The organism is Pantoea sp. JZ2, from assembly GCF_035191405.1.
In the GTDB taxonomy this organism is placed as follows: Bacteria; Pseudomonadota; Gammaproteobacteria; order Enterobacterales; family Enterobacteriaceae; genus Pantoea; species Pantoea stewartii.
This window is the reverse complement of sequence record NZ_CP045247.1, coordinates 481,359-504,012: the sequence shown is the minus strand read 5'-3', so window position 1 is coordinate 504,012 and position 22,654 is coordinate 481,359. Positions and strand designations below refer to the sequence as shown.

Sequence of the window (22,654 nt, the reverse complement as noted above, 5' to 3'; positions counted from 1 at the left end):
CCGGATATTCCGGCCTTTTTCTTTTCCCGCTGGCGTTAAGGTCACATCATGGACGCGCGTTTTTTACAGGCTCACAAAGAGGCTCGCTGGTCGCTCTGTCTCACGCTGGCCTGGCTGGCTGTCTGGGGCATTTCCGCCTGGTCAGGCGGCGATGCGGTTGGCATAACCGGTTTGCCACGCTGGTTTGAGCTCTCCTGCATTTTTGCGCCTCTGCTGTTCATTTTTCTGTGCTGGCTAATGGTCCGTACACGCTTCCGTGAGATGTCTCTTGAGGAGGAAGATGAACACTGAAATCATCCTGCCACTGTTGGCTTATCTGGTCGTTATTGCCGGTCTGTCCGTCTTTGCGATGCGTAAACAGCGCAAAGGAAATTTCCTGACCGAGTATTTTCTGGGTAGCCGTTCGATGGGCGGATTTGTGCTGGCTATGACCATCACCACCACCTATATCAGCGCCAGCTCCTTTATCGGTGGCCCAGGCGCAGCGTATAAATATGGTCTGGGCTGGGTGCTGCTGGCCATGGTTCAGGTTCCTGCTGTCTGGCTTTCACTGGGTGTACTGGGGAAGAAATTTGCCATTCTGGCGCGTAAGCATAATGCGGTCACGCTTAACGATATGCTCTATGCGCGCTATGGCAGCACACTATTGGTGGTCCTGGCCAGCCTGAGTTTACTCGTTGCCTTTGTGGGCGCGATGGCCGTGCAGTTTATCGGTGGCGCACGCCTGCTGGAAACCGCAGCCGGTATCCCCTACGACACGGGATTACTGATCTTCGGTGGGACTATCGCGCTTTATACGGCATTTGGCGGCTTCCGGGCCAGCGTGCTTAACGATGCCATGCAGGGCATTGTGATGCTGATTGGCACCTTTTTGCTGCTGTTTGCGATTATTCACCATGCCGGAGGGATCCATACTGCTGTAGAAAAACTGCATGCGATTGATCCCAAACTGCTGTCTCCTGAGGGGCCGGGCGATATCATTACGCCGACGTTCCTGAGCTCGTTTATTGTTCTGGTCTGTTTTGGCGTTATCGGTCTGCCCCATACCGCTGTCCGCTGTATTTCCTACAAGGACAGTAAAGCCGTTCACCGGGCGATTGTTCTCGGCACCATCGTGGTCGTGGTACTGATGCTGGGAATGCATCTGGCAGGCGCGCTGGGCCGCGCCATATTGCCCGATCTGACCGTGCCGGATCGGGTTATCCCGACGCTGATGATTACCGTCCTGCCGCCGCTGGCCGCTGGGCTGTTTTTAGCGGCGCCGATGGCGGCGATCATGTCGACCATCAATGCGCAGCTGTTGCAGGCTTCCGCTACGCTGGTAAAAGATCTGTATTTACGCCTCGCACCTCAGCAACTGGACAATGAGCCACGACTGCGGATGTTATCGGGCACGGTGACATTTGCCCTGGGTGTCGTTTTGCTGTTCGTGGCCTGGCATCCGCCCGACATGATTATCTGGCTTAACCTGCTGGCGTTTGGTGGGCTGGAGGCAGTATTCCTGTGGCCGCTGGTTCTGGGGTTATATTGGGAACGCGCCAATGCCGCAGGCGCGCTCAGCGGGATGGTGGTGGGCGGAGGCTGTTATGCCATTCTGGCAACCCTGGGCCTGCAACTGTGGGGATTTCATCCCATCGTGCCTTCCTTATTGTTAAGTCTGCTGGCGTTCCTGGTCGGCAATCTGTTTGGGCGTTTACCCGCCGTGGTTAACGCACCACAACACTGAATTAAGAGAGATGTTATGCCGTGGATTCAAATCAAAATTAACAGTTCTGGCGCCAACGCAGAGGCGCTGAGCGATGCACTGATGGAAACCGGTGCCGTGTCAGTGACCTTTCAGGATACCCATGACACACCCGTCTACGAACCTCTGCCCGGGGAAACCCGTTTATGGGGCGATACCGATGTTATCGGGTTGTTCGATGCCGAAAGCGACATGGAAGGCGTCATTGCCGAACTTTCACAGCATCCACTGCTGGGAGAGAATTTTCGCCACAAGATCGAGCAGATCGAAGACAAAGACTGGGAACGCGAGTGGATGGAGAACTTCCATCCTATGCGCTTTGGCGAACGCTTGTGGATCTGCCCGAGCTGGCGCGATGTGCCCGATCCGAATGCCGTCAATGTCATGCTGGATCCCGGGCTGGCTTTCGGAACCGGCACACATCCCACCACATCGCTCTGTCTGACGTGGCTCGACGGTCTGGATCTGAACGGTAAAACGGTGATCGATTTTGGCTGCGGCTCTGGGATCCTGGCGATCGCCGCCTTAAAGCTGGGTGCAGCGCAGGCCATTGGCATTGATATCGATCCTCAGGCGATTCAGGCCAGCCGCGACAATGCCGAGCGCAATGGGGTGGCGGACCGTCTGTCTCTTTATCTGCCGCATCAGCAACCGGAAAACCTGCAGGCTGATGTGGTGGTGGCAAACATTCTTGCCGGACCGCTGCGTGAGTTAGCGCCGCTTATCCGCGTGCTGCCTAAACCAGGCGGGCATCTGGGATTATCAGGCGTGCTGGAAAGCCAGGCCGAGAGTGTCTGTGAAGCTTATGCCATGCACTTTGCGCTGGACCCTGTCGCCGTTAAGGAAGAATGGTGCCGGATTACGGGTGTAAAAAACGCTTAGCGTCGTAAACGATGCGAGCGTCAGACTCAGCCCTGCGAACGTCGCAGGGCTGTATACCTTCTCCTCATACAGATGAAAGCGAACCTGTCTGGTCGTCGCTGCCTTTCACGCTCAATCGCTATGCTTTTGTCAACCGTCTGTACGGCGTGTTGTGTCGTTAATCACGGTATGTGACGTTTTTTATCTGGCGAATGCCGAATCTTCGTCGGAAAAACCTTTGTTCACAAAATAAACATAACTAGATAACACCATGATTTTTAATGTCATTTATCCATAACACCCTTGTCAGAGCAGACTAAAAGCAGTTTTCTTGCGAATTGTTCAAAGTTTGGCCTTTCATCTTAAGAAAAAAATGCGTAATATACGCCGCCTTGCAGACACAGTATGGCATTACGACTTCATGCGCATTGGAAACCTCCAGCTGAGAAATCGACTGATTGCGGCACCGATGGCCGGTATTACAGACAGGCCTTTCAGAACGCTTTGTCATGAGATGGGTGCAGGAATGGCGGTTTCTGAGATGTTGTCATCCAATCCCGAAGTGTGGGCCAGTGACAAATCTCGTTTACGCATGGTGCACAGTGATGAATCCGGCATTCGTGCCGTCCAGATTGCAGGCTGTGATCCCAGTGAGATGGCTCAGGCTGCACGTATTAATGTCGATGCTGGTGCACAGGTGATTGATATTAATATGGGTTGCCCAGCCAAAAAGGTGAACCGCAAAATGGCGGGGTCGGCCTTACTGCAATATCCTGCCGTGGTCGAGTCTATTCTCTCTGCCGTGGTAAATGCGGTTGATGTACCGGTCACATTGAAAATCCGTACCGGTTGGGATCCAGAAAACAGAAACTGTGTCGCGATTGCCCAATTGGCTGAGCGTTGTGGCATTCAGGCTTTGACGATACATGGCCGCACTCGTGCCTGCCTGTTCAACGGAGACGCTGAATACGACAGCATTCGGACAGTTAAGCAGAGTGTCTCTATTCCGATTATCGCGAACGGAGACATAACTGACCCGCATAAAGCCAGAGCAGTGCTCGACTACACCGGAGCCGACGCTTTGATGATAGGACGTGCTGCTCAGGGAAGACCGTGGATCTTCCGGGAAATCCAGCATTATCTGGACACTGGGGAGCTGCTTGCCCCGCTGCCACTGGCAGAGGTCAAGCGTTTGCTTGTTTCGCATATACGTGAGCTGCACGACTTTTACGGTCCAGGCAAGGGATACCGTATAGCGCGGAAGCACGTGTCCTGGTATCTCCAGGAACATGCCCCAAATGACCAGTTTCGGCGCACATTCAACGCCATTGAGGATGCCAGCGAACAGCTGGAGGCGTTGGAGGCATACTTCGAAAATCTTGCGTAACGAAATAAAGAGCTGAAAGAACTATGTTCGAACAACGCGTAAATTCTGACGTACTGACCGTTTCTACCGTTAACTCACAGGATCAGGTAACTCAAAAACCTTTGCGTGATTCGGTTAAACAGGCACTGAAGAACTATTTTGCTCAACTGAATGGTCAGGATGTGAGTGACCTGTATGAGCTGGTTTTGGCTGAAGTCGAGCAGCCTCTGTTGGACATGGTGATGCAGTATACCCGTGGCAACCAGACCCGTGCTGCCCTGATGATGGGTATCAACCGCGGTACGCTGCGTAAGAAACTGAAAAAATACGGCATGAACTGATTTAAATCGGCATGTTATTGAAAAAAAAGGCGCTTATGTTAATTCATAGCGCCTTTTTTTATTATTCTGACTGCACCACTGACTGCACACCAACCTAAACAATGCTGAACGTTATTGAACGGTAGCACGCTTGGACATAAGATAATTTTCTTGACTCACATAATGGTTTTATCACTATGAAAACAATCATGGATGAACTAAATACTGATTTTGAAAAAGCTCAGGCACTTCAATCCATGCTTGTCAGCTTGGCTACATCAGGATCGTTCGATTCGTATAACTACCAGTTGCTCAGAACATTTTTTATTGAATCTCCTATCTACCAATCACTGACACCAAGTTTTGTCAAAACGAACAGGAGCGGAGATCAGTTTTGGCAGTTTATAAAGTTTAAGTTCGGAAGCTATGCAGAGCGCAGGAAATTCATTTGGGATGAATTTCAACCCTTGCTGGATTTCATCGAAGGTAAAAACAAAGCCCCCGCAGATGAGAAAATTTCCGAGGTCCTAAAATCATTTAGCGAGGATGGCGTGCACTCAGTTTGGGCTAAAGCGCTCGAAAGAAGGCATACCGACCCTGACGGAGCTATAACCTCAGCCAGAACTTTGCTCGAAACTGTCTGCAAGCATATTTTGGATGATATAGGTGTTGCATATAACGACAAAAATCCCGAAATGTCAGAACTCTATAAAGCTGTTTCAAAGGAACTTAATTTATCTAACGATCAACATTCTGAACCTGTTTTTAAGCAGATTTTAGGTGGTTGCTCTTCAGTTGTTAATGGCTTAGGCATATTGAGGAATAGACTGGGTGATTCACATGGTAAGAATCGCAGAGCAGTTAGGCCAGCAGCGCGACACGCGGAGTTGGCCGTAAATTTGGCTGGTTCAATGGCTCTATTTTTAATCAGTACATGGTTAAATAAAAAAGGTGAATAAGTTACTTGGATCTCGGATTCGGTGTCCTCGCCCATGCGAAGTGACCATTAGCTGATCTGAGATGGTTATCTTTTCGGCGCTGCGATGCCAATCCTTCTGAAATAGTTTTTCTTATCAGCAGTCGGTCAGCTCCGTCCAGCTCATGACCATCCCGTTTTAAAGCCACGGCAAGTGCTTTAGCAATTTCATCTTGCATAAAAACCTCACTGCTGATCGCTGGTAAAACTCCCGGCACTAATAACAGCGCCACCAATCTCACGCTCGCCGTACAGAACCGGAACCGGATAACCCATAGCAACAGTGTTGACTGGCGATCCAAAAGCATAGTTAGGCTTATTATCAGTACTGGACGATGCGCCAACGTTAAACTTAGGTTGCGGAGTCAGCATCTGAACGACTCCCCCCAGAGTCATTGACAAACCCAAACCCAGTAGTGCGGTTGATGTGGCCGCTACAGCCGCGCCGACACCGTTAGCAGCCGCCCAGGCAGCAATGCTTGCACCGCCAGTGAAAAAAGCTGCGACTAAAGCAACAGCACCAATGATGATTTGCAACGTGCCGCCGCGCTTTGAACCTTCGATAATGGGCTCCATTTCAAACTCAGCAGACGCAGAACACATATCAAACTCCTGAAGCGAGATATTGTCTTTGCCACTGAAAAACGCAAAACGAACGCCATTAAGATGCGCGTTAGATACGTACTTTTTGAAGCCCGGCACCTGTGAACACATAGCGCGGATAAGCTCGCGCAGGTCTGCAACGTGGAAGCGGTGAATCCTCCCAAACTTTTTAGCCATTAAACCTTTAAGTTTCATAGTCTTGATCATTATTTCACCCTTATATGATGTAGTTCCGGGGTTTAAAGACCTTTTCCGGCAGGTCAGGAATTCAATGAACATCAATTTTGCCAGTACTACCGCCGCTGGCTGGCGGTTTCGCCCTTTTTGCGGAGGGACTATCCGCTTTCAAAATTTATGAGCCAGATGAGAGGCTGGTAACCGGCTTTCCTACTTTTTCCCAGCCACAGTAAATCGTGGTCATAATTGCTGCTGAGTTCGTTTGATACAGACTTACCTTTTCTGTTTGGACAGGCTCAGAAGAATTATTTTCAGGGGAGTCAGACATTTCTACAGCCCCCTCAGTTGAGGTGATCATTCCCGCGCCTTCAACGTTGATTAGCATATTCGCGGGGTCAATCAGTGATACCCCTGCTGCGTATTGGCTTGGAAGAACAGAAATTCCCAGAAGATCAAACTGACGTAGCTGATTTTCTGTCAGGCTAAGTACATAAATATTAGGCACCACCAGCGCAGAACCCTGCAGAGAATTGCCGTTGCTTACGTGCGTCGAAATCAAATCAGCATAGCCAGATGAACTTGGCGCGTTGATAAGAACTCCGGCAGGTGACACCTCAGGCACCTCGGCGTCTCCTGATAAGAACTTGCTGTCGATTTTCCTGATGCTTTCACTCACCATCATGTTACGGATAGTTGAGTCAGCACCGGGGCTGGAAAGACGCAATAGCTCATCAGTTACGACGACCAGTGAAGCCATTTTGAAAGGTTTTAGCGTTTCAGAGTTATTGACAGCACCTTTGCGGACAGGAACGGCAGAACCTTCTTTCAGCCAGCCCGCCCCGATACCACTGACAGCGCCGACTTTGGTTTTAAATGGGTATTGCATCGCTCTCGCCATAAGGCGACCAGGAATTGATTGCGAGAATACGTATTCAGCAAATTCTCTGGCAATAACATCTGTGGTGATCAATGGGCTGTCTGATGTGGTTGCTCCGGCAACCAGAGCTTTTGAAAAATACTGCTCCAGCTTCTGATCCTTTTCAGAAAAACTCTTTGCCTCACTCAGGCGACCATTGCAGCGGGCCAGTATGCGGGCTGCTTTGACAAATTCCAGACCTTTCATAATTTCTCCGTAGGGTTAACTGTTCCTGTTAACGGGCACCAAAAAAGTTAATAGGCTTGTTAACAGCTTAATCTGATAAACAATTGATTATTAATTGCTTAATCGGTTTATAGGTTGATTGTTAACACCCCCTCAAAAGGGGATATTTTCTGCGCGTGAGAGGGGGCGAGGTTTCGTAGCGCGAAGGTCTGCGACCTTTTCCGTACCCCCCACCCCTTTAGTGCTCACCCAGCAGGCTAATCAGTCCTGACACATCGCTCTCCAGCTTCTCAATGCGCATGTCACGCTCCTGTAGCTCTGCGGCGTGCTTGGCATTGGCTTCAGCCATTACCTCTCTTACAGCCTCGCTGACGGCTTTCAGGATTGATGTATCTCGATCAGTTAATGCCATCGGCTTTTACCTCGTTGTTGCCTAATGCCTGGTCAATCAGGTGTCTTGCGATAGCGTGTACAGACGGGGCGCTACCCATGCTGGAACGCTGGCGCTCTGAGGCCTGAATCTGTTCCAGCCGCTTCACTTGCTCAGTAGTGAGCAGGATAGTTTTGAAATTGGGGTTCATTAGTGCTCACTCCTTAATCAACTATCTTAATTGTTTCACCTATCGCAATACTTGTCACCAACATTGCAAATAACGAAACGATACTCACAAAAGAAAAGGAGCCTAAGCTCCTCACCATTTCTCACTTATCCATATTACTCACGCGCTCCTCACCTGATTTCTATTAATTAGGCTCTAAGCCAGTTACAGCAAGGGTTTAAGGGGTATTCCTCACTTGTGTCGCATATACACAGTGAAAGTGAGGAACCAGCATTTATCTTCAAGAGGTTCCTCACCATTAATCAAATCACTCCTCACGCTTCCTTTTCGACAATATTTTTACCTCTTCACCATTCACAGATATCAAACCATCTGTATGCAGCTTGGTTAACCAGCGACTGAAATTTTTACTGGTATCAATCCCCATCGATTTCATGTCATCCCTGAGAATTGCTCTGGTGCAAATATCTCCGCTCTCTGTTCTGCTGCGTATCAGATTCCAAAGTGTTGAATGATTCTCCGTAACATTGCCAACCCTGGCTAACTCAGGGTCAATCTCAACCGCTGCACGCGCTACATCACGCACCACCAGCGAACAGATATCTTCGCCGTCATCATCGGTAAAAAGATCAACGCTGCGCAGGTCATAGGCCTTCTTATGTGGCTCCTCGGCATCTTTCATCTTCGTGCAGTTCAGAATTAGCGCCTTTCCCTCACCTTCTCGTTTGACACTAAATTCTGCGTCCAGAGCAGCCCTGAAGGAACTGGAGCCACGCGCCCCCTTAGCCTCATCTTTGCCTGAATGGTGAACCACCAGCACACTGGCTCCCGTTACACGCTTGATGTTGTCGCAACCCTCAATGAATGCCCCCATATCGCGGGCGTTATTCTCATCGTCACCACCAAAGCAGCGGGCAAGAGTATCAATCACGATCAGCTGCACAGGCACACCGCATTCAGACTCAATATGTTTTGAAGCCCTGATTACTTCGTCGACTTCCTCACGGCGCACCGGAAAGACAGGACGGTTTACAAGCCAGAGATTGTCTGCCTTCCTCTGGTTAACCTGCTCCCATGCACGGATGCGGCGGGGAACGCCAACACCACCTTCACCTACGATGTACATCACAGCACCTGCGCTCACCTTGCGCCCTGACCATTCCATGCCTGCGGCAATGTGACAGGCCCACGATACCGCTAAAAAACTTTTGTAGGAGCCGCTTGGCCCGTAAATGCTGCACAGTGACTGAGCCGGCAAAAAGTTTTTGATGACGTAATCCTGCCTGACGTTATAACCCTCAGAGCCACGCGACAGCGGTAAGCGGGTACGTATAGGGCCAACACCCGACTCAGGGAATACCCGACCAATACGGGCGGTATCCCGCAGCAGAGCGTTAAGCTCCTCCTCGCCAATTTCTTCCACCAGCAGGCTACGCCGTGAGGCAAGCATCTGCTCATTGTCTGTCTGGATATAACCCGCATCACAAAGCGACTCGTAGGACAGGGAAGATACCTGTTGCAGGCGGGCCACCAGCTTCCCGTAGCGCGTGGACGGGTCTTTGTGGGCCTTAAGCGCCTTTTCAGTCTCAGAGCGTTTCAGGTGATGCCCGTTAGCCCAGCGGTAAGCACAGTAGAACAGGGCATCTGATACAGTCTCTACGGCGGTTAATGTCACTGTCATTTCGGAATACCCCCGCTCATCTGGAATTTGCCAATCAGTGGGTGATACCAGTAAGCAGAGCCATACTTGCGCTTAGCTGACTTGAGCACCAGACCAGCCGCCTCCCTGAACTTCTCATCGTGAACCAGATAACCGCCGCCTTTGTGCTTCACCATCATCACGCCAGTGTTCTGCGCCAGTTCTTCGCCCTTCTTGGTGGAAATGCCAAACTCAGCCGCCAGCGTTGACACCATCGACATGCCAGGCGGGATTTCTCCCCCCTGTGTGGCCACCAGCGATTTTAGTTTTAATTCCAGTTCATCCACGCGCTGGAGCAGAGAATCAACACGGCCAGACAACTCATTAAACTTAACGTTGCTAATCATGATTTCTGCTCCTTACGGCGTTTATTTTCTAAATCCGCTAAATCGCTGTTCTGTGTCAGTGCCTGTGCAATGCGTGGAAGGTTTCTCAATACCGCGCCAATCAGGTTCAGATCACGTTTTGCATCTTCATCGGGATATTCTTCGCTCTGGCTGGCTTCGAAAGTCATATTGCCGATAACCTGTAACGCGGAATTAATTGCACGTGCAGCTGTTGAACAGTTGTCGCTGTATTCCTGTAGTGAGTCAGTAGGTAAATCAGCCAGTGTGTGCCTGATAAGTGCGTGATAGATGTCAGTCATCGTTACCACCCTCAAGCAATGCCTGATCCATATCCATACTGATGTCACGAACAAGACTGTTTATGCCTGCAATGGCGGCGGTAATATCCCCGGATTCCATTTCACCGCTACTGTGTTCCAGCGCGATTAACAATGCACAGACCTGATGTATTCCATACGTACCACTGTTGAATCGGTTGGTGCCAACTGAGGTGACTTTCAATTTATCCATGATTCACCTCCTGAACTAAGGTGAATTCTTTGCAGAAACGCTGCTCCGGCCATGTGCAGGGGCAATCGAAACCATCACGAATGAACGCTACGCGGTTGAAAGCTGCGCCCACTACAGTGACCAGTTCGCCCCGGCTGTTCTGCCAGCGCTGCTTAGGCTGAATGCTATGCATGACGCACCTCCGTTAATGGCAGGCGTGCAGCAAGTGAGAGAATGAAGTGCGGGGCCAGTACGCGGCGGGCGTCCTGCTCTGTTTCTGCCTCTACTGACAGGCGGCACGGCTTTGAAGCCATATCAGCGCGATCAATAGCCAGAAAACGCCATGTAAATTTAGGGTGAGTTTGGGTATGCTGTTGAACAGCCATAATGTAAGCCTCGATTACGTTGTGGTAAGAGGCCCGGTAAGTGTTAGCGCACTGCCGGGCTTCGTTGTTTTTGTCCACCTCACCAAACGAAGTGAACACCACCAATATATTCACAGGTGAACACCACGTCAACGCTTGATTTAAGATTTTCCTCAGGCATACTGAACACCACCAAGCATATGGAGATTCAGCAATGGCAACGGGTAGAAGAAATAACAAGTCACTACAAGTTTCAGTAAGGCTTCCGCTTGCAGATCTTGAATTGATTGAAGCCGTTAAAGAGCCTGATGAAAGCACGGCGGGTTTTTTGATAGCAGCGGCCAAAAATGAAATTAAGCGCCGCCAGCGCAAAAAGACTAAGGACACCTCACAGGAATAACAGTCTGACCTTTCAGGGGCATAAATCGAAAAGTCTCTGATTTCTTCGATAACCTTGTTTTGAGGTAACCGGTCTTTCCCCCCAATGAGGTAAAAGCTCAGAACCGACTCGCTTAAAGATAGTTGGATGGGCTCATCGCTTATGAAGTCTGTCGAAGAAATCAACGTTCTACTTAGCTCTTTAGGGGTCGATCCAAAAGTCGAGACACCCCCCTTTGCTTTTGAAGGTGCCGAAGATGCGCTGTAAAACCAGCTTATTAGCGATGACGACGATGCGTCCAACTTTGGACGTATTGATGAAGCGCATTTTTTCGGTTCAGTCAACAACGTTGGCCCATTTACAGCGGTGGATTTCCCGCAGCCAGAAAAGATATGAGCAAATCTGCGTGCATTGACCTGATCGATCAGTGTGCTATTATTTTCAGCGCTATTTAAGAAGTGACTTGGGCGGCCCTGCAAGGTCGCCTTTGTTTTATCCGGCATACCTCACCCCGCATTCCCGATATCTGCTTTAGGCTGTGAAATCTGCCAGGCGGTAACTTCAGACAGAAGCCAGCCAACAGCACGACCACCGATTTTACGGCGTGCCGGAAACTGGCCTTTCTTTTCCATCAGGTAACGAGTGGTTCGGCAGAGTCCGGTTATCTTCCGGCACTCTGGTTCACGGATAGTGCGCTCTGAAATTTGGTTGTTCATTACTGCTCCTTACGGTGTGTTTTCGTTCGTAAGGAGCGTAATGAGGCGGGATTGGGTCTTTTGGCTTTGTCCTATTTTACTGTGGATTTATCCACATATTCTAAATCCACCTCTTTGATCCATTCAGCGAGAACTTTACCGGACACTGGCGGCCTGATTCCGGCAGCGTCGAAATCAGCCAGCATCTCCCCGTTATCTCTTTCTGTGTTCAGCAAGGAACGCGCCTTCTCTGATGCACCTTTACCGTACTGAATCTCAATCAGCGCTTTAATCATTTTGGCCTGCTTATTGGTATTCACTCTCTTTGGTGCGCTATCAGCATCTGATTCTGGCAGTTCGCCTTTTCTAGAGCTTATTGCGCTCATGTCAGGAGCCATAATGCATAGGTTTTTTACAGGCAATTGTACGCCATAAAAGCTGTGAATTAGCACCTCATCAAAATCAGTTTCTTCAGAACTAACTTTGAGGGAGTTAACCTTGAAAGTAATTAAATCCTTGTCGAACTCTAAATCTATTAAATTTGATGGAAGTAATTTAAAGAAACCATTCAATGACTTAATGAAAAAAACTTTTCTATCCTCTTTTCCTTCCACCTTCTCGGGGTAAATACCACTAACAGACCAACCTTTCCCCCTCAAAGAATTATGAATACCGGATTCGTCCATATCAAATGTAAAGATATTGAATCTTTCTTTTTCCGTCTCGCGCCAAAAAGAAATATATATTGAAAAATCGACGACTCCTGTTGCCCCCATATGTATTACATCGCTTACAGAGCAATTTAATTTTTTTGCGGCTTCATCTATCGGGTAGTAAAGCCGCTCAGGGATGGTGAAATCTTTTTTATTGGTCATTTAGCCGCCTTCATCACAATGACGTTTTTAGGTGTTTCAGACAGCAGGTTTAGCCTGTCCATCCACTTATTTAACGCATCCAGCTTTTCCGGCATGTACTGGCTGCGGTTATAAACTGCCATTACGCCACCCAAGGTATGCCCCAGAAGCTGCTCAACAACGTGCGGCGCTATCCCCATGTTGTTTAGCGTGGTAGCGAACGTCCGGCGCAGATCGTGAAGCGTCCAGGGCTCAGAATGGCCCAGATGTTTATACAGGCTTCTCCCCCACTGACTGACCGCCTCTGATTTCTTCTCAACACCAAGCAGCAGGCCGCTACCTCTGTTCTGCTCCACCAGCGCTGTAATGTATTCCCGGACATCATCAGGAATGGGCCTCACAATGCGCTCACCGCCTTTACTGTGTTCACGCGGCACAATCCACACCCAATCCTTCAAATCCCACTCAGAGAGGCGTGAGAGCCTTAATTCCTGCGTCCTGCATCCAAACACCACCAGCAGGCGAACCAGAGCGGCGTAGTAAGGCGTAAAACGCTTTTCCTGACATGCTATCCAGATATCAGCTAATTCCTGCTGTGTGTGCTCTCTGTCGCGTTTGTGCTGCTTTCTGCCAACATCATCAATGGTCAGGTCATCCAGCGCGTTACTGCTGGCATAGCGATGTACACGGCAGAATTTAAGAGCCTGCTTACACATCTGAAGGAGATAGCCAGCGGCCACGGGAGCATTACTTCTCACGCGCTTAAAGCATTCCAGCCAGTGGCGGGTTTCACACATGGAAAGAGGATAAGAGCCAATGTAGGGGTAAATATGTTTTTTAAGCTGTTCTGTATGCTTTGCAACGTTGGCGCGGCGATGGGTGGCGTATTCAGTGATCCAGTACTCAAGAGCCTCTTTCACCGTGACCGGCTGTAAAGATTGTTGCTTAGTAATACCAAGCTGAAACTTTGGATTCACGCCCTCAGCCAGCCAGGAGCGGCACTGCTCACGCAGTTCTCTGGCTGCTTTGAGCGACAACTCTGGATAGTTACCCAGCTTGATGCGTTGGGACGCGGTTTCCCGACCTCCGGTGCGGTATGTGAAATACCAGGTAAGAACACCAGCCTTTGAGACTTTGATGCTTAGCCCGTCACCGTCCGCATAGAAATTATCAGCAGGGCTTTCCCTACCGTTCATTTTTCGTAGAGCTGTATCGCTCAGTTTGTTCGTTCCACCAGCCATTAAGACCTCAGTTCATGTGTAAGACTGACTGCACCACTGACTGCACATCGCTATGTTACTCCTTAAACCTTAGCGAACAAGTTTAAACAATAAATAGCTATAAAGTCCGTAAATACATAAGGTTACATGAACACTAGCGAACGAAGATAAACGTTAAAAAACAAGGGTTTTGATAATACGGCATGAACTGATTCAGGTTCACACCGTTAATCTCGCCAGCCTTCGGGCTGGCGTTTTTATTTGTGCGTTACTACGCAAATTTTTTTAAAAACGCTGAAACAGTTGCATCACATATGGTAACTGTAGTTGCAGTCGCCAGCGTGACTTTAACAGACTTACCTTTCACACTTTCTCTTCTTCGCGGCCTTTGTCTTTTGTACCACCATGCCCTTCAGCCCAGCCCTGTCGGCCTTTTGTGAGCACGGCTACCTTTTTAAGCAATCTCATGTCTGCTTACATCAGCCACATGCAAACAGGCTCACACTGTTGCTAAATAGTGAAACAAATTGCACTAAATGTGATCTACCCGACTCGAAATGCATCCTTTTGGTGCGCCATATTATTGCAGCCTTCCGGATAATTCAGATTATTACCCGATATTTCAGGTGAATTCAGAATTCTGCAAACCTGGCACTGGCTTTGCAAAGTCGTGGATGGCTGATCGCCACAGACAGGAAACGCACACCAAAGTGCGCACTACATAACAACACAACACGACATGCCACACAGGATGCTTTATGAAAAAGATGATGCTCTCTACTCTGGTTGCTGCGGCTTCGCTGCTCGCCGTTGCTCAGCAAGCCCACGCAGGCGCCACGCTGGATGCGATTAAAAAGAAAGGATTCGTTCAATGTGGTATCAGCGATGGCCTGCCAGGTTTCTCTTATGCAGACGCCAGCGGTAAATTTACCGGTCTTGATGTGGATATCTGTCGTGCCGCGGCAGCAGCCGTATTTGGTGATGCAACAAAAGTAAAATATACCCCGCTGACCGCAAAAGAGCGCTTCACCGCATTACAGTCTGGCGAAGTGGACGTGCTTTCTCGTAACACTACCTGGACCTCATCACGTGATGGCGGCATGGGCTTCATGTTTACCGGTGTTAACTACTATGACGGCATTGGTTTCCTGACACACAAAAAAGCGGGCCTGAAAAGTGCGAAAGAGCTGGATGGTGCCACCGTCTGTATTCAGGCCGGTACTGACACTGAACTGAACGTTGCGGATTATTTCAAAGCGAACAAGATGCAGTACACCCCGGTGACATTTGACCGCTCCGACGAATCGGCAAAAGCACTGGATAGCGGCCGTTGCGATACGCTGGCTTCCGATCAGTCACAACTTTATGCACTGCGTATCAAATTAGGTAAACCAGACGACTTTATTGTTCTGCCGGAAGTCATCTCTAAAGAACCGTTGGGTCCTGTTGTTCGTCGTGGTGATGATGACTGGTTCACCATCGTGAAATGGTCACTGTTTGCCATGCTGAACGCCGAAGAAATGGGCATCACCTCTAAAAACGTGGATGAGAAAGCCGCGAAGCCAGCGACGCCCGATATGGCTCACCTGTTAGGTGCCGAGGGTGACTATGGCAAAGATCTGAAGCTCGATAACAAATGGGCGTACAACATCATCAAGCAGGTCGGTAACTATCAGGAAAGTTTTGATCGCAACGTCGGTAAAGACAGCCCGCTGAAAATCGCTCGTGGCCAGAATGCGCTCTGGAACCAGGGTGGTATTCAGTACGCACCACCGGTTCGTTAAGTCTACGTCCCCGTCGGGCACCGTTTTCTGCGGTGCCCCAGCAAGGCTTTCGTTATTGAGGTTTCAACATGTCACAACGCCCAACCGTGAAAAGGGATTTTTCGTTCGGTAATCCCACGGTTCGCGCCTGGCTTTACCAGATCGTGGCGATCGTTATCGTACTGTCTGTGGTGGGTTATCTCGTCCACAACACCGTCATCAATCTTGCTAATCGCGGTATCACTTCCGGGTTTGGTTTTTTAGAACGTAATGCGGGTTTCGGCATCGTTCAGCATCTTATTGATTATTCCGAAGGGGATACCTACGCGCGGGTATTTCTGGTTGGCCTGACAAATACCCTGCTGGTTTCCGCACTTTGTATTGTATTTGCTTCCATACTGGGCTTCTTTATTGGCCTGGCGCGTCTCTCAGAGAACTGGTTATTACGTAAAATCGCGAATATCTACATTGAAATCTTCCGCAATATCCCGCCGTTATTGCAGATTTTCTTTTGGTATTTCGCGGTGTTGCGTAACCTGCCCGGCCCGCGTCAGGCGCTGAATGCCTTTGATCTCGCCTTCGTGAGTAATCGTGGCCTGTATATTCCCTGGCCGACCTATGCGCCTGGTACCTGGCCTTTCGTTATCGCTCTAGCACTGGCTGTGGTGGCGAGCTACGGTTTATATCGTTTTAACCGACAGCATCAGCTTAAAACCGGTCAGTTACGTCGCTCCTGGCCCGCAGCTGTTGCGATGCTGATCATGTTCCCGCTGGTTGCGCATGCAGGTTTTGGTGCCGCTATGCACTGGGATATCCCGGAGTTGCGTGGATTTAACTTCCGGGGCGGCTTCGTCATGATACCTGAGCTGGCAGCGCTCACGCTGGCCCTGTCGATCTACACGTCATCTTTCATTGCCGAGGTGATTCGCTCAGGTATTCAGGCTGTGCCTTACGGACAGCATGAAGCGGCGCGTTCACTGGGGTTACCGAATCCCGTCACGCTGCGTCAGGTCATCATTCCTCAGGCCATGCGAGTGATTATTCCGCCCCTGACCAGCCAGTATCTCAATATCGTCAAAAACTCCTCTCTGGCTGCCGCGATAGGTTACCCGGACATGGTGTCGCTGTTTGCCGGTACGGTGCTGAATCAGACCGGTCAGGCTATTGAAACCATTGCGATTACGATGAGCGTCTACCTGATTATCAGCCTGCTGATTTCACTGTTGATGAATATTTATAACCGCAAAATCGCGCTGGTTGAGCGTTAAGAACACGGGATGACTATGTCTGTCACTGCACATGAAACGACGCCCGTAGCCTCCTCGCCGCTGAGCCGGGGCTGGCTATGGGCCCGCAAGAACCTGTTTTCAGGATGGTTTAACACCTTACTGACGTTGTTATGTATCTGGCTGATCTGGCACCTGATCCCCCCGGCGCTGAACTGGCTGATCTTTGATGCCAACTGGTTTGGCACTACGCGCGCAGACTGCACAAAAGAAGGCGCATGCTGGGTCTTTATTCATGCCCGTTTTGGTCAGTTTATGTATGGGCTCTATCCTCATGAGCTGCGCTGGCGCATTAATCTTGCGCTGGTGATTGGCTTAGTGTCGATTGTGCCCATGTTCCTTAAACGGTTGCCGTTTCGTGGACGCTATATCGCCGTCTGGGCGGTATGCTATCCGCTGATCGTCTGGTTTTTACTGTACGGTGGATTTTTGGGACTGGATCGCGTGGAAACGCGCCAGTGGGGCGGCTTAACGCTGACCCTGATCATCGCCTCGGTAGGCATTGCGGGCGCCTTACCTTTAGGCATTTTGCTGGCGTTAGGGCGCCGCTCTAAAATGCCTGTTGTCCGTACGCTTTCTGTCATCTTTATTGAGTTCTGGCGTGGCGTTCCGCTGATCACCGTGCTGTTCATGTCATCGGTCATGCTGCCGCTGTTTATGGCAGAGGGAACCACTATCGACAAACTGGTACGTGCCTTAGTCGGCGTGATTCTGTTCCAGTCGGCGTATGTGGCCGAGGTAGTTCGCGGTGGGCTGCAGGCATTACCAAAAGGACAGTATGAAGCCGCTGAATCCCTTGCCCTGGGATACTGGAAGACCCAGATGCTGGTGATCCTCCCTCAGGCGTTAAAACTCACCATTCCGGGCCTGGTGAATACCATTATTGCGTTATTCAAAGATACCAGCCTGGTTATCATCATCGGTTTGTTCGATCTGTTTAGCAGCGTTCAACAGGCTACGGTCGATCCGGCCTGGCTGGGCATGTCCACAGAGGGCTATGTCTTTGCGGCGCTGGTCTACTGGATTTTCTGTTTTAGCATGTCACGTTACAGCCAGTATCTGGAAAAACGTTTTCACACCGGGCGTAAATCGCACTGAGGTTTCTATGACACAAATAATAACTGATTCAACCAATGCGATGATTTCGCTTGAAAATGTGAACAAATGGTACGGCCAGTTTCATGTGCTGAAAGACATTAATCTGCAGGTGAAACCGCGCGAACGTATCGTGCTATGCGGTCCGTCAGGGTCAGGAAAGTCGACGACGATTCGTTGTATCAACCATCTGGAGGAACATCAGAAGGGGCGGATTGTGGTCGATGGTATTCATCTGAATGATGACGTACGGAATATAGAGCGCGTTCGTACTGAAGTCGGTATGGTCTTTCAGCACTTTAATCTTTTTCCTCACCTTACGGTTTTGCAGAACTGTACGCTAGCGCCGATGTGGGTGCGTAAGATTGCCAAAAAAGAAGCGGAGGAGCTTGCGATGCACTATCTGCAGCGCGTACGCATTGCTGAACATGCGCATAAGTTTCCTGGTCAGCTTTCAGGCGGCCAACAGCAGCGTGTCGCGATTGCGCGTTCATTGTGCATGAAACCTAAAATTATGCTGTTTGATGAGCCCACCTCTGCCCTGGATCCGGAAATGGTGAAAGAGGTGCTGGATACCATGATTGGGCTTGCAGAAGATGGCATGACGATGCTGTGTGTCACGCATGAGATGGGCTTTGCACGTACCGTTGCCGATCGGGTGATCTTTATGGATCGCGGCGAGATCGTGGAGGTTGCGCCACCGCAGGAGTTTTTTGCAAATCCGAAGTCAGAACGTACCCGCGCTTTCCTGTCCCAGGTTATTCACTAAACGCTCTCGTTTCTGACCGTACCTCCGTCTCTGACAGAGGTACGGTTCTGACCTTTCCTGTCCGGATGATGCACCACGTTGTAAATCCTCCGTCATCCTTTATAAAACTCCGCTTTTAGCAACTGAGGATACGCTGTCGTCGACGGTGCATGCCTGAATCGTGCTTGTATCCAGCGAGGGTGAGCTGGCCCAGCCAGTGCTCGCTGTGCATTGATCGGATATGGGTGATTCAGGCAGGTTTGCTGACGGCTTATAGGGTGATCCACAGATCTTTCCGCTTTAACCCTGATACGCGTCTGCCTGAGCTGGCCCGTCATGTACTTTATGTGGACGAGCCTGCTGGCGACAGGTAGAAATCGACGTTGCGGAAGTCAGCCAGCCCACCAATGAGGCGAGTTTCCAGACTGTGGGGCCGGCGGTAGCGCGGCTTCCGCTGAGGTGATCGGCTCGTCCCTTTCGGTTTCAGGCGGATAACCGACGTAAAAAAGCCCCGTACTTTCGTACGGGGCTTTTTTACTTTATTGATGCCTGGCAGTTCCCTACTCTCGCATGGGGAGACCCCACACTACCATCGGCGCTACGGCGTTTCACTTCTGAGTTCGGCATGGGGTCAGGTGGGACCACCGCGCTACAGCCGCCAGGCAAATTCTTTATTCGCCGAACTCTAGCCATATATAACTGGTGCTGATACCCAGAGTCGAACTGGGGACCTCACCCTTACCAAGGGTGCGCTCTACCAACTGAGCCATATCAGCACGCAACAGGTATTCCCGGCATTGTTATGCTGATGCTCGGGTCGTTCAATTTGATGCCTGGCAGTTCCCTACTCTCGCATGGGGAGACCCCACACTACCATCGGCGCTACGGCGTTTCACTTCTGAGTTCGGCATGGGGTCAGGTGGGACCACCGCGCTACAGCCGCCAGGCAGATTCTGTCTGCCGCACCGCCCTCTCGGGCCGCACGGCGTTATCCGGTAAACAAGGCTGAAAATTATTTCTGTCTCTCAACCCAAAACGCCTCTGGCGTTGTAAGGTTAAGCCTCACGGGTCATTAGTACCGGTAAGCTCAACGCATCGCTGCGCTTACACACCCGGCCTATCAACGTCGTCGTCTTCAACGTCCCTTCAGGAGGCTCGGAGCCTCAGGGAGAACTCATCTCGGGGCAAGTTTCGTGCTTAGATGCTTTCAGCACTTATCTTTTCCGCACTTAGCTACCGGGCAGTGCCACTGGCGTGACAACCCGGACACCAGCGGTGCGTTCACTCCGGTCCTCTCGTACTAGGAGCAACCCCCCTCAATTCTCCAGCGCCCACGGCAGATAGGGACCGAACTGTCTCACGACGTTCTAAACCCAGCTCGCGTACCACTTTAAACGGCGAACAGCCGTACCCTTGGGACCTACTTCAGCCCCAGGATGTGATGAGCCGACATCGAGGTGCCAAACACCGCCGTCGATATGAACTCTTGGGCGGTATCAGCCTGTTATCCCCGGAGTACCTTTTATCCGTTGAGCGATGGCCCTTCCATTCAGAACCACCGGATCACTATGACCTGCTTTCGCACCTGCTCGAGCCGTCACTCTCGCAGTCAAGCTGGCTTATGCCATTGCACTAACCTCCTGATGTCCGACCAGGATTAGCCAACCTTCGTGCTCCTCCGTTACGCTTTGGGAGGAGACCGCCCCAGTCAAACTACCCACCAGACACTGTCCGCAGCCCGGATCACGGGCCCACGTTAGAACACCAAACATTAAAGGGTGGTATTTCAAGGACGGCTCCACGCAGACTGGCGTCCACGCTTCAAAGCCTCCCACCTATCCTACACATCAAGGCTCAGTGTTCAGTGTCAAGCTGTAGTAAAGGTTCACGGGGTCTTTCCGTCTTGCCGCGGGTACACTGCATCTTCACAGCGATTTCAATTTCACTGAGTCTCGGGTGGAGACAGCCTGGCCATCATTACGCCATTCGTGCAGGTCGGAACTTACCCGACAAGGAATTTCGCTACCTTAGGACCGTTATAGTTACGGCCGCCGTTTACCGGGGCTTCGATCAAGAGCTTCTCTTTACGGATAACCCCATCAATTAACCTTCCGGCACCGGGCAGGCGTCACACCGTATACGTCCACTTTCGTGTTTGCACAGTGCTGTGTTTTTAATAAACAGTTGCAGCCAGCTGGTATCTTCGACTGGCCTCGGCTCCGGGAGCAAGTCCCCTCACCTACGCGCCAGCGTGCCTTCTCCCGAAGTTACGGCACCATTTTGCCTAGTTCCTTCACCCGAGTTCTCTCAAGCGCCTGGGTATTCTCTACCTGACCACCTGTGTCGGTTTGGGGTACGATTTCGTGTTACCTGATGCTTAGAGGCTTTTCCTGGAAGCAGGGCATTTATCACTTCAGCACCGTAGTGCCTCGTCGTCACGCCTCAGTGTAAAGTGCACCGGATTTGCCTGGCGCACACACCTACACGCTTAAACCGGGACAACCGTCGCCCGGCCGATATAGCCTTCTCCGTCCCCCCTTCGCAGTAACACCAAGTACAGGAATATTAACCTGTTTCCCATCGACTACGCCTTTCGGCCTCGCCTTAGGGGTCGACTCACCCTGCTCCGATTAACGTTGAACAGGAACCCTTGGTCTTCCGGCGACAAGGTTTTTCACCTTGTTTATCGTTACTTATGTCAGCATTCGCACTTCTGATACCTCCAGCATGCCTCACAGCACACCTTCAACGGCTTACAGAACGCTCCCCTACCCAGCAACGCTTACGCGTCGCTGCCGCAGCTTCGGTGCATGGTTTAGCCCCGTTACATCTTCCGCGCAGGCCGACTCGACCAGTGAGCTATTACGCTTTCTTTAAATGATGGCTGCTTCTAAGCCAACATCCTGGCTGTCTGTGCCTTCCCACATCGTTTCCCACTTAACCATGACTTTGGGACCTTAGCTGGCGGTCTGGGTTGTTTCCCTCTTCACGACGGACGTTAGCACCCGCCGTGTGTCTCCCGTGATAACATTCTCCGGTATTCGCAGTTTGCATCGGGTTGGTAAGCCGGGATGGCCCCCTAGCCGAAACAGTGCTCTACCCCCGGAGATGAGTTCACGAGGCGCTACCTAAATAGCTTTCGGGGAGAACCAGCTATCTCCCGGTTTGATTGGCCTTTCACCCCCAGCCACAGGTCATCCGCTAATTTTTCAACATTAGTCGGTTCGGTCCTCCAGTTAGTGTTACCCAACCTTCAACCTGCCCATGGCTAGATCACCGGGTTTCGGGTCTATACCCTGCAACTTAACGCCCAGTTAAGACTCGGTTTCCCTGCGGCTCCCCTATACGGTTAACCTTGCTACAGAATATAAGTCGCTGACCCATTATACAAAAGGTACGCAGTCACACCACGAAGGTGCTCCCACTGCTTGTACGTACACGGTTTCAGGTTCTGTTTCACTCCCCTCGCCGGGGTTCTTTTCGCCTTTCCCTCACGGTACTGGTTCACTATCGGTCAGTCAGGAGTATTTAGCCTTGGAGGATGGTCCCCCCATATTCAGACAGGATACCACGTGTCCCGCCTTACTCATCGAACTCACAACCTGTGCACCTTTGTGTACGGGAGTATCACCCTGTACCCTGCGACTTTCCAGACGCTTCCACTGATGCACAAGCTGATGCAGGTTCTGGGCTCCTCCCCGTTCGCTCGCCGCTACTGGGGGAATCTCGGTTGATTTCTTTTCCTCGGGGTACTTAGATGTTTCAGTTCCCCCGGTTCGCCTCATGCCGCTATGTATTCACTGCATGATAGTGTGACGAGTCACACTGGGTTTCCCCATTCGGGTATCGCCGGTTATAGCGGTTCATATCACCTTACCGGCGCTTATCGCAGATTAGCACGCCCTTCATCGCCTCTGACTGCCAGGGCATCCACCGTGTACGCTTGGTCGCTTAACCTCACAACCCACAGGCGTTTATTTGTTTACAGTAACGGCTGCGCGTAAA

Annotated in this window: 25 protein-coding genes, 1 tRNA gene and 3 rRNA genes; 11 read left to right on the top strand and 18 right to left on the bottom strand. The window is 50.7% G+C overall.

Annotated features, from left to right (window positions below; translation table 11 throughout):
- Window positions 1–48 precede the first annotated feature (48 nt).
- The 6 genes from GC087_RS02495 (at window position 49) to GC087_RS02470 (ending at window position 5,250) form a co-directional block, all read left to right on the top strand.
- Window positions 49–291 carry a YhdT family protein gene (locus GC087_RS02495; protein ID WP_033740072.1) on the top strand — a complete coding sequence of 81 codons (243 nt, stop codon included), beginning with the start codon at window positions 49–51 and terminating at the stop codon, window positions 289–291.
- Window positions 281–1,726, top strand: coding sequence for a sodium/pantothenate symporter (gene panF / locus GC087_RS02490; RefSeq protein WP_033740073.1), 1,446 nt, complete (start codon window positions 281–283; stop codon window positions 1,724–1,726). The genes GC087_RS02495 and panF overlap by 11 nt, the downstream gene beginning before the upstream one ends.
- A 15-nt stretch (window positions 1,727–1,741) precedes the next feature.
- The gene (gene prmA / locus GC087_RS02485) at window positions 1,742–2,626 is read left to right on the top strand and encodes a 50S ribosomal protein L11 methyltransferase (RefSeq protein WP_033740074.1); all 885 of its coding nucleotides are present in this window, start codon (window positions 1,742–1,744) and stop codon (window positions 2,624–2,626) included.
- Between the two features lie 400 nt (window positions 2,627–3,026).
- Window positions 3,027–3,992, top strand: coding sequence for a tRNA dihydrouridine synthase DusB (gene dusB / locus GC087_RS02480; RefSeq protein WP_262959556.1), 966 nt, complete (start codon window positions 3,027–3,029; stop codon window positions 3,990–3,992).
- Window positions 3,993–4,015: 23 nt separating this feature from the next.
- Window positions 4,016–4,312, top strand: a complete 297-nt coding sequence (gene fis, locus GC087_RS02475; RefSeq protein ID WP_003855228.1) for a DNA-binding transcriptional regulator Fis — start codon at window positions 4,016–4,018, stop codon at window positions 4,310–4,312.
- Window positions 4,313–4,488: 176 nt separating this feature from the next.
- A complete protein-coding gene (locus GC087_RS02470; protein WP_324029550.1) occupies window positions 4,489–5,250 on the top strand; it encodes an abortive infection family protein in 762 nt (253 codons plus the stop codon).
- A gap of 1 nt (window position 5,251) precedes the next feature.
- Here GC087_RS02470 and GC087_RS02465 read toward each other — a convergent pair whose 3' ends face one another.
- The 11 genes from GC087_RS02465 to GC087_RS25785 form a co-directional block, all read right to left on the bottom strand.
- The gene (locus GC087_RS02465; RefSeq protein WP_324029548.1) at window positions 5,252–5,446 is read right to left on the bottom strand and encodes a hypothetical protein; all 195 of its coding nucleotides are present in this window, start codon (window positions 5,444–5,446) and stop codon (window positions 5,252–5,254) included.
- Window positions 5,447–5,453: 7 nt separating this feature from the next.
- Window positions 5,454–6,077, bottom strand: a complete 624-nt coding sequence (locus GC087_RS02460; RefSeq protein WP_324029546.1) for a tail assembly protein — start codon at window positions 6,075–6,077, stop codon at window positions 5,454–5,456.
- 145 nt (window positions 6,078–6,222) lie between these two features.
- Window positions 6,223–7,170, bottom strand: a complete 948-nt coding sequence (locus tag GC087_RS02455) for a phage major capsid protein (protein ID WP_324029544.1) — start codon at window positions 7,168–7,170, stop codon at window positions 6,223–6,225.
- 217 nt (window positions 7,171–7,387) lie between these two features.
- Entirely contained in the window at window positions 7,388–7,561 is a 174-nt protein-coding gene (locus tag GC087_RS02450) for a hypothetical protein (RefSeq protein WP_324029543.1), read from the bottom strand.
- Window positions 7,548–7,730 carry a hypothetical protein gene (locus GC087_RS02445; protein WP_324029541.1) on the bottom strand — a complete coding sequence of 61 codons (183 nt, stop codon included), beginning with the start codon at window positions 7,728–7,730 and terminating at the stop codon, window positions 7,548–7,550. The genes GC087_RS02450 and GC087_RS02445 overlap by 14 nt, the downstream gene beginning before the upstream one ends.
- Before the next feature lie 286 nt (window positions 7,731–8,016).
- Window positions 8,017–9,390, bottom strand: coding sequence for a helicase RepA family protein (locus GC087_RS02440; protein ID WP_324029539.1), 1,374 nt, complete (start codon window positions 9,388–9,390; stop codon window positions 8,017–8,019).
- Window positions 9,387–9,755: a hypothetical protein gene (locus tag GC087_RS02435; RefSeq protein WP_324029537.1), complete on the bottom strand. Its 369-nt coding sequence runs from the start codon at window positions 9,753–9,755 to the stop codon at window positions 9,387–9,389. The genes GC087_RS02440 and GC087_RS02435 overlap by 4 nt, the downstream gene beginning before the upstream one ends.
- Complete coding sequence (locus GC087_RS02430) at window positions 9,752–10,054, bottom strand: hypothetical protein (RefSeq protein WP_324029535.1); 303 nt, start codon at window positions 10,052–10,054, stop codon at window positions 9,752–9,754. Before GC087_RS02430 ends, GC087_RS02435 begins: the two co-directional genes overlap by 4 nt.
- A complete protein-coding gene (locus GC087_RS02425) occupies window positions 10,047–10,265 on the bottom strand; it encodes a hypothetical protein (RefSeq protein WP_324029533.1) in 219 nt (72 codons plus the stop codon). The genes GC087_RS02430 and GC087_RS02425 overlap by 8 nt, the downstream gene beginning before the upstream one ends.
- Entirely contained in the window at window positions 10,258–10,437 is a 180-nt protein-coding gene (locus GC087_RS02420; protein WP_324029531.1) for a DUF4222 domain-containing protein, read from the bottom strand. Before GC087_RS02420 ends, GC087_RS02425 begins: the two co-directional genes overlap by 8 nt.
- Window positions 10,430–10,558, bottom strand: a complete 129-nt coding sequence (locus tag GC087_RS25785) for a host cell division inhibitor Icd-like protein (protein ID WP_416383432.1) — start codon at window positions 10,556–10,558, stop codon at window positions 10,430–10,432. The genes GC087_RS02420 and GC087_RS25785 overlap by 8 nt, the downstream gene beginning before the upstream one ends.
- A gap of 265 nt (window positions 10,559–10,823) precedes the next feature.
- Here GC087_RS25785 and GC087_RS25780 point away from each other — a divergent pair, with 265 nt between their 5' ends.
- A complete protein-coding gene (locus tag GC087_RS25780) occupies window positions 10,824–11,009 on the top strand; it encodes a YlcI/YnfO family protein (RefSeq protein WP_416383424.1) in 186 nt (61 codons plus the stop codon).
- Between the two features lie 485 nt (window positions 11,010–11,494).
- Here GC087_RS25780 and GC087_RS02410 read toward each other — a convergent pair whose 3' ends face one another.
- The 3 genes from GC087_RS02410 to GC087_RS02400 form a co-directional block, all read right to left on the bottom strand.
- Window positions 11,495–11,704, bottom strand: coding sequence for a helix-turn-helix transcriptional regulator (locus GC087_RS02410; RefSeq protein WP_324029528.1), 210 nt, complete (start codon window positions 11,702–11,704; stop codon window positions 11,495–11,497).
- Between the two features lie 71 nt (window positions 11,705–11,775).
- Window positions 11,776–12,558, bottom strand: a complete 783-nt coding sequence (locus GC087_RS02405) for a hypothetical protein (protein WP_324029526.1) — start codon at window positions 12,556–12,558, stop codon at window positions 11,776–11,778.
- Window positions 12,555–13,778, bottom strand: a complete 1,224-nt coding sequence (locus GC087_RS02400) for a tyrosine-type recombinase/integrase (RefSeq protein ID WP_324029524.1) — start codon at window positions 13,776–13,778, stop codon at window positions 12,555–12,557. The genes GC087_RS02405 and GC087_RS02400 overlap by 4 nt, the downstream gene beginning before the upstream one ends.
- Before the next feature lie 737 nt (window positions 13,779–14,515).
- On the opposite strand from GC087_RS02400, the gene GC087_RS02395 reads away from it, so the two are divergent.
- The 4 genes from GC087_RS02395 to GC087_RS02380 all read left to right on the top strand — a co-directional run bounded on the left by GC087_RS02395 (window position 14,516) and on the right by GC087_RS02380 (window position 18,670).
- Window positions 14,516–15,541, top strand: coding sequence for an amino acid ABC transporter substrate-binding protein (locus GC087_RS02395; RefSeq protein ID WP_033740076.1), 1,026 nt, complete (start codon window positions 14,516–14,518; stop codon window positions 15,539–15,541).
- Between the two features lie 68 nt (window positions 15,542–15,609).
- Complete coding sequence (locus tag GC087_RS02390) at window positions 15,610–16,788, top strand: amino acid ABC transporter permease (protein ID WP_205955728.1); 1,179 nt, start codon at window positions 15,610–15,612, stop codon at window positions 16,786–16,788.
- A 15-nt stretch (window positions 16,789–16,803) separates the two neighbouring features.
- The gene (locus tag GC087_RS02385; protein ID WP_375094075.1) at window positions 16,804–17,904 is read left to right on the top strand and encodes an amino acid ABC transporter permease; all 1,101 of its coding nucleotides are present in this window, start codon (window positions 16,804–16,806) and stop codon (window positions 17,902–17,904) included.
- A gap of 7 nt (window positions 17,905–17,911) precedes the next feature.
- Window positions 17,912–18,670, top strand: coding sequence for an amino acid ABC transporter ATP-binding protein (locus GC087_RS02380; protein WP_033740081.1), 759 nt, complete (start codon window positions 17,912–17,914; stop codon window positions 18,668–18,670).
- A 526-nt stretch (window positions 18,671–19,196) separates the two neighbouring features.
- On the opposite strand, the gene rrf (GC087_RS02375) is transcribed toward GC087_RS02380, so the two are convergent.
- From rrf (GC087_RS02375) to GC087_RS02360, 4 genes are all read right to left on the bottom strand, one after another.
- Window positions 19,197–19,312 (bottom strand): 5S ribosomal RNA (rrf, locus tag GC087_RS02375).
- A gap of 37 nt (window positions 19,313–19,349) precedes the next feature.
- A tRNA-Thr gene (locus GC087_RS02370) sits at window positions 19,350–19,425 on the bottom strand.
- 55 nt (window positions 19,426–19,480) lie between these two features.
- Window positions 19,481–19,596 (bottom strand): 5S ribosomal RNA (gene rrf, locus GC087_RS02365).
- Window positions 19,597–19,700: 104 nt separating this feature from the next.
- Window positions 19,701–22,606 (bottom strand): 23S ribosomal RNA (locus GC087_RS02360).
- Between the last annotated feature and the right edge of the window lie 48 nt (window positions 22,607–22,654).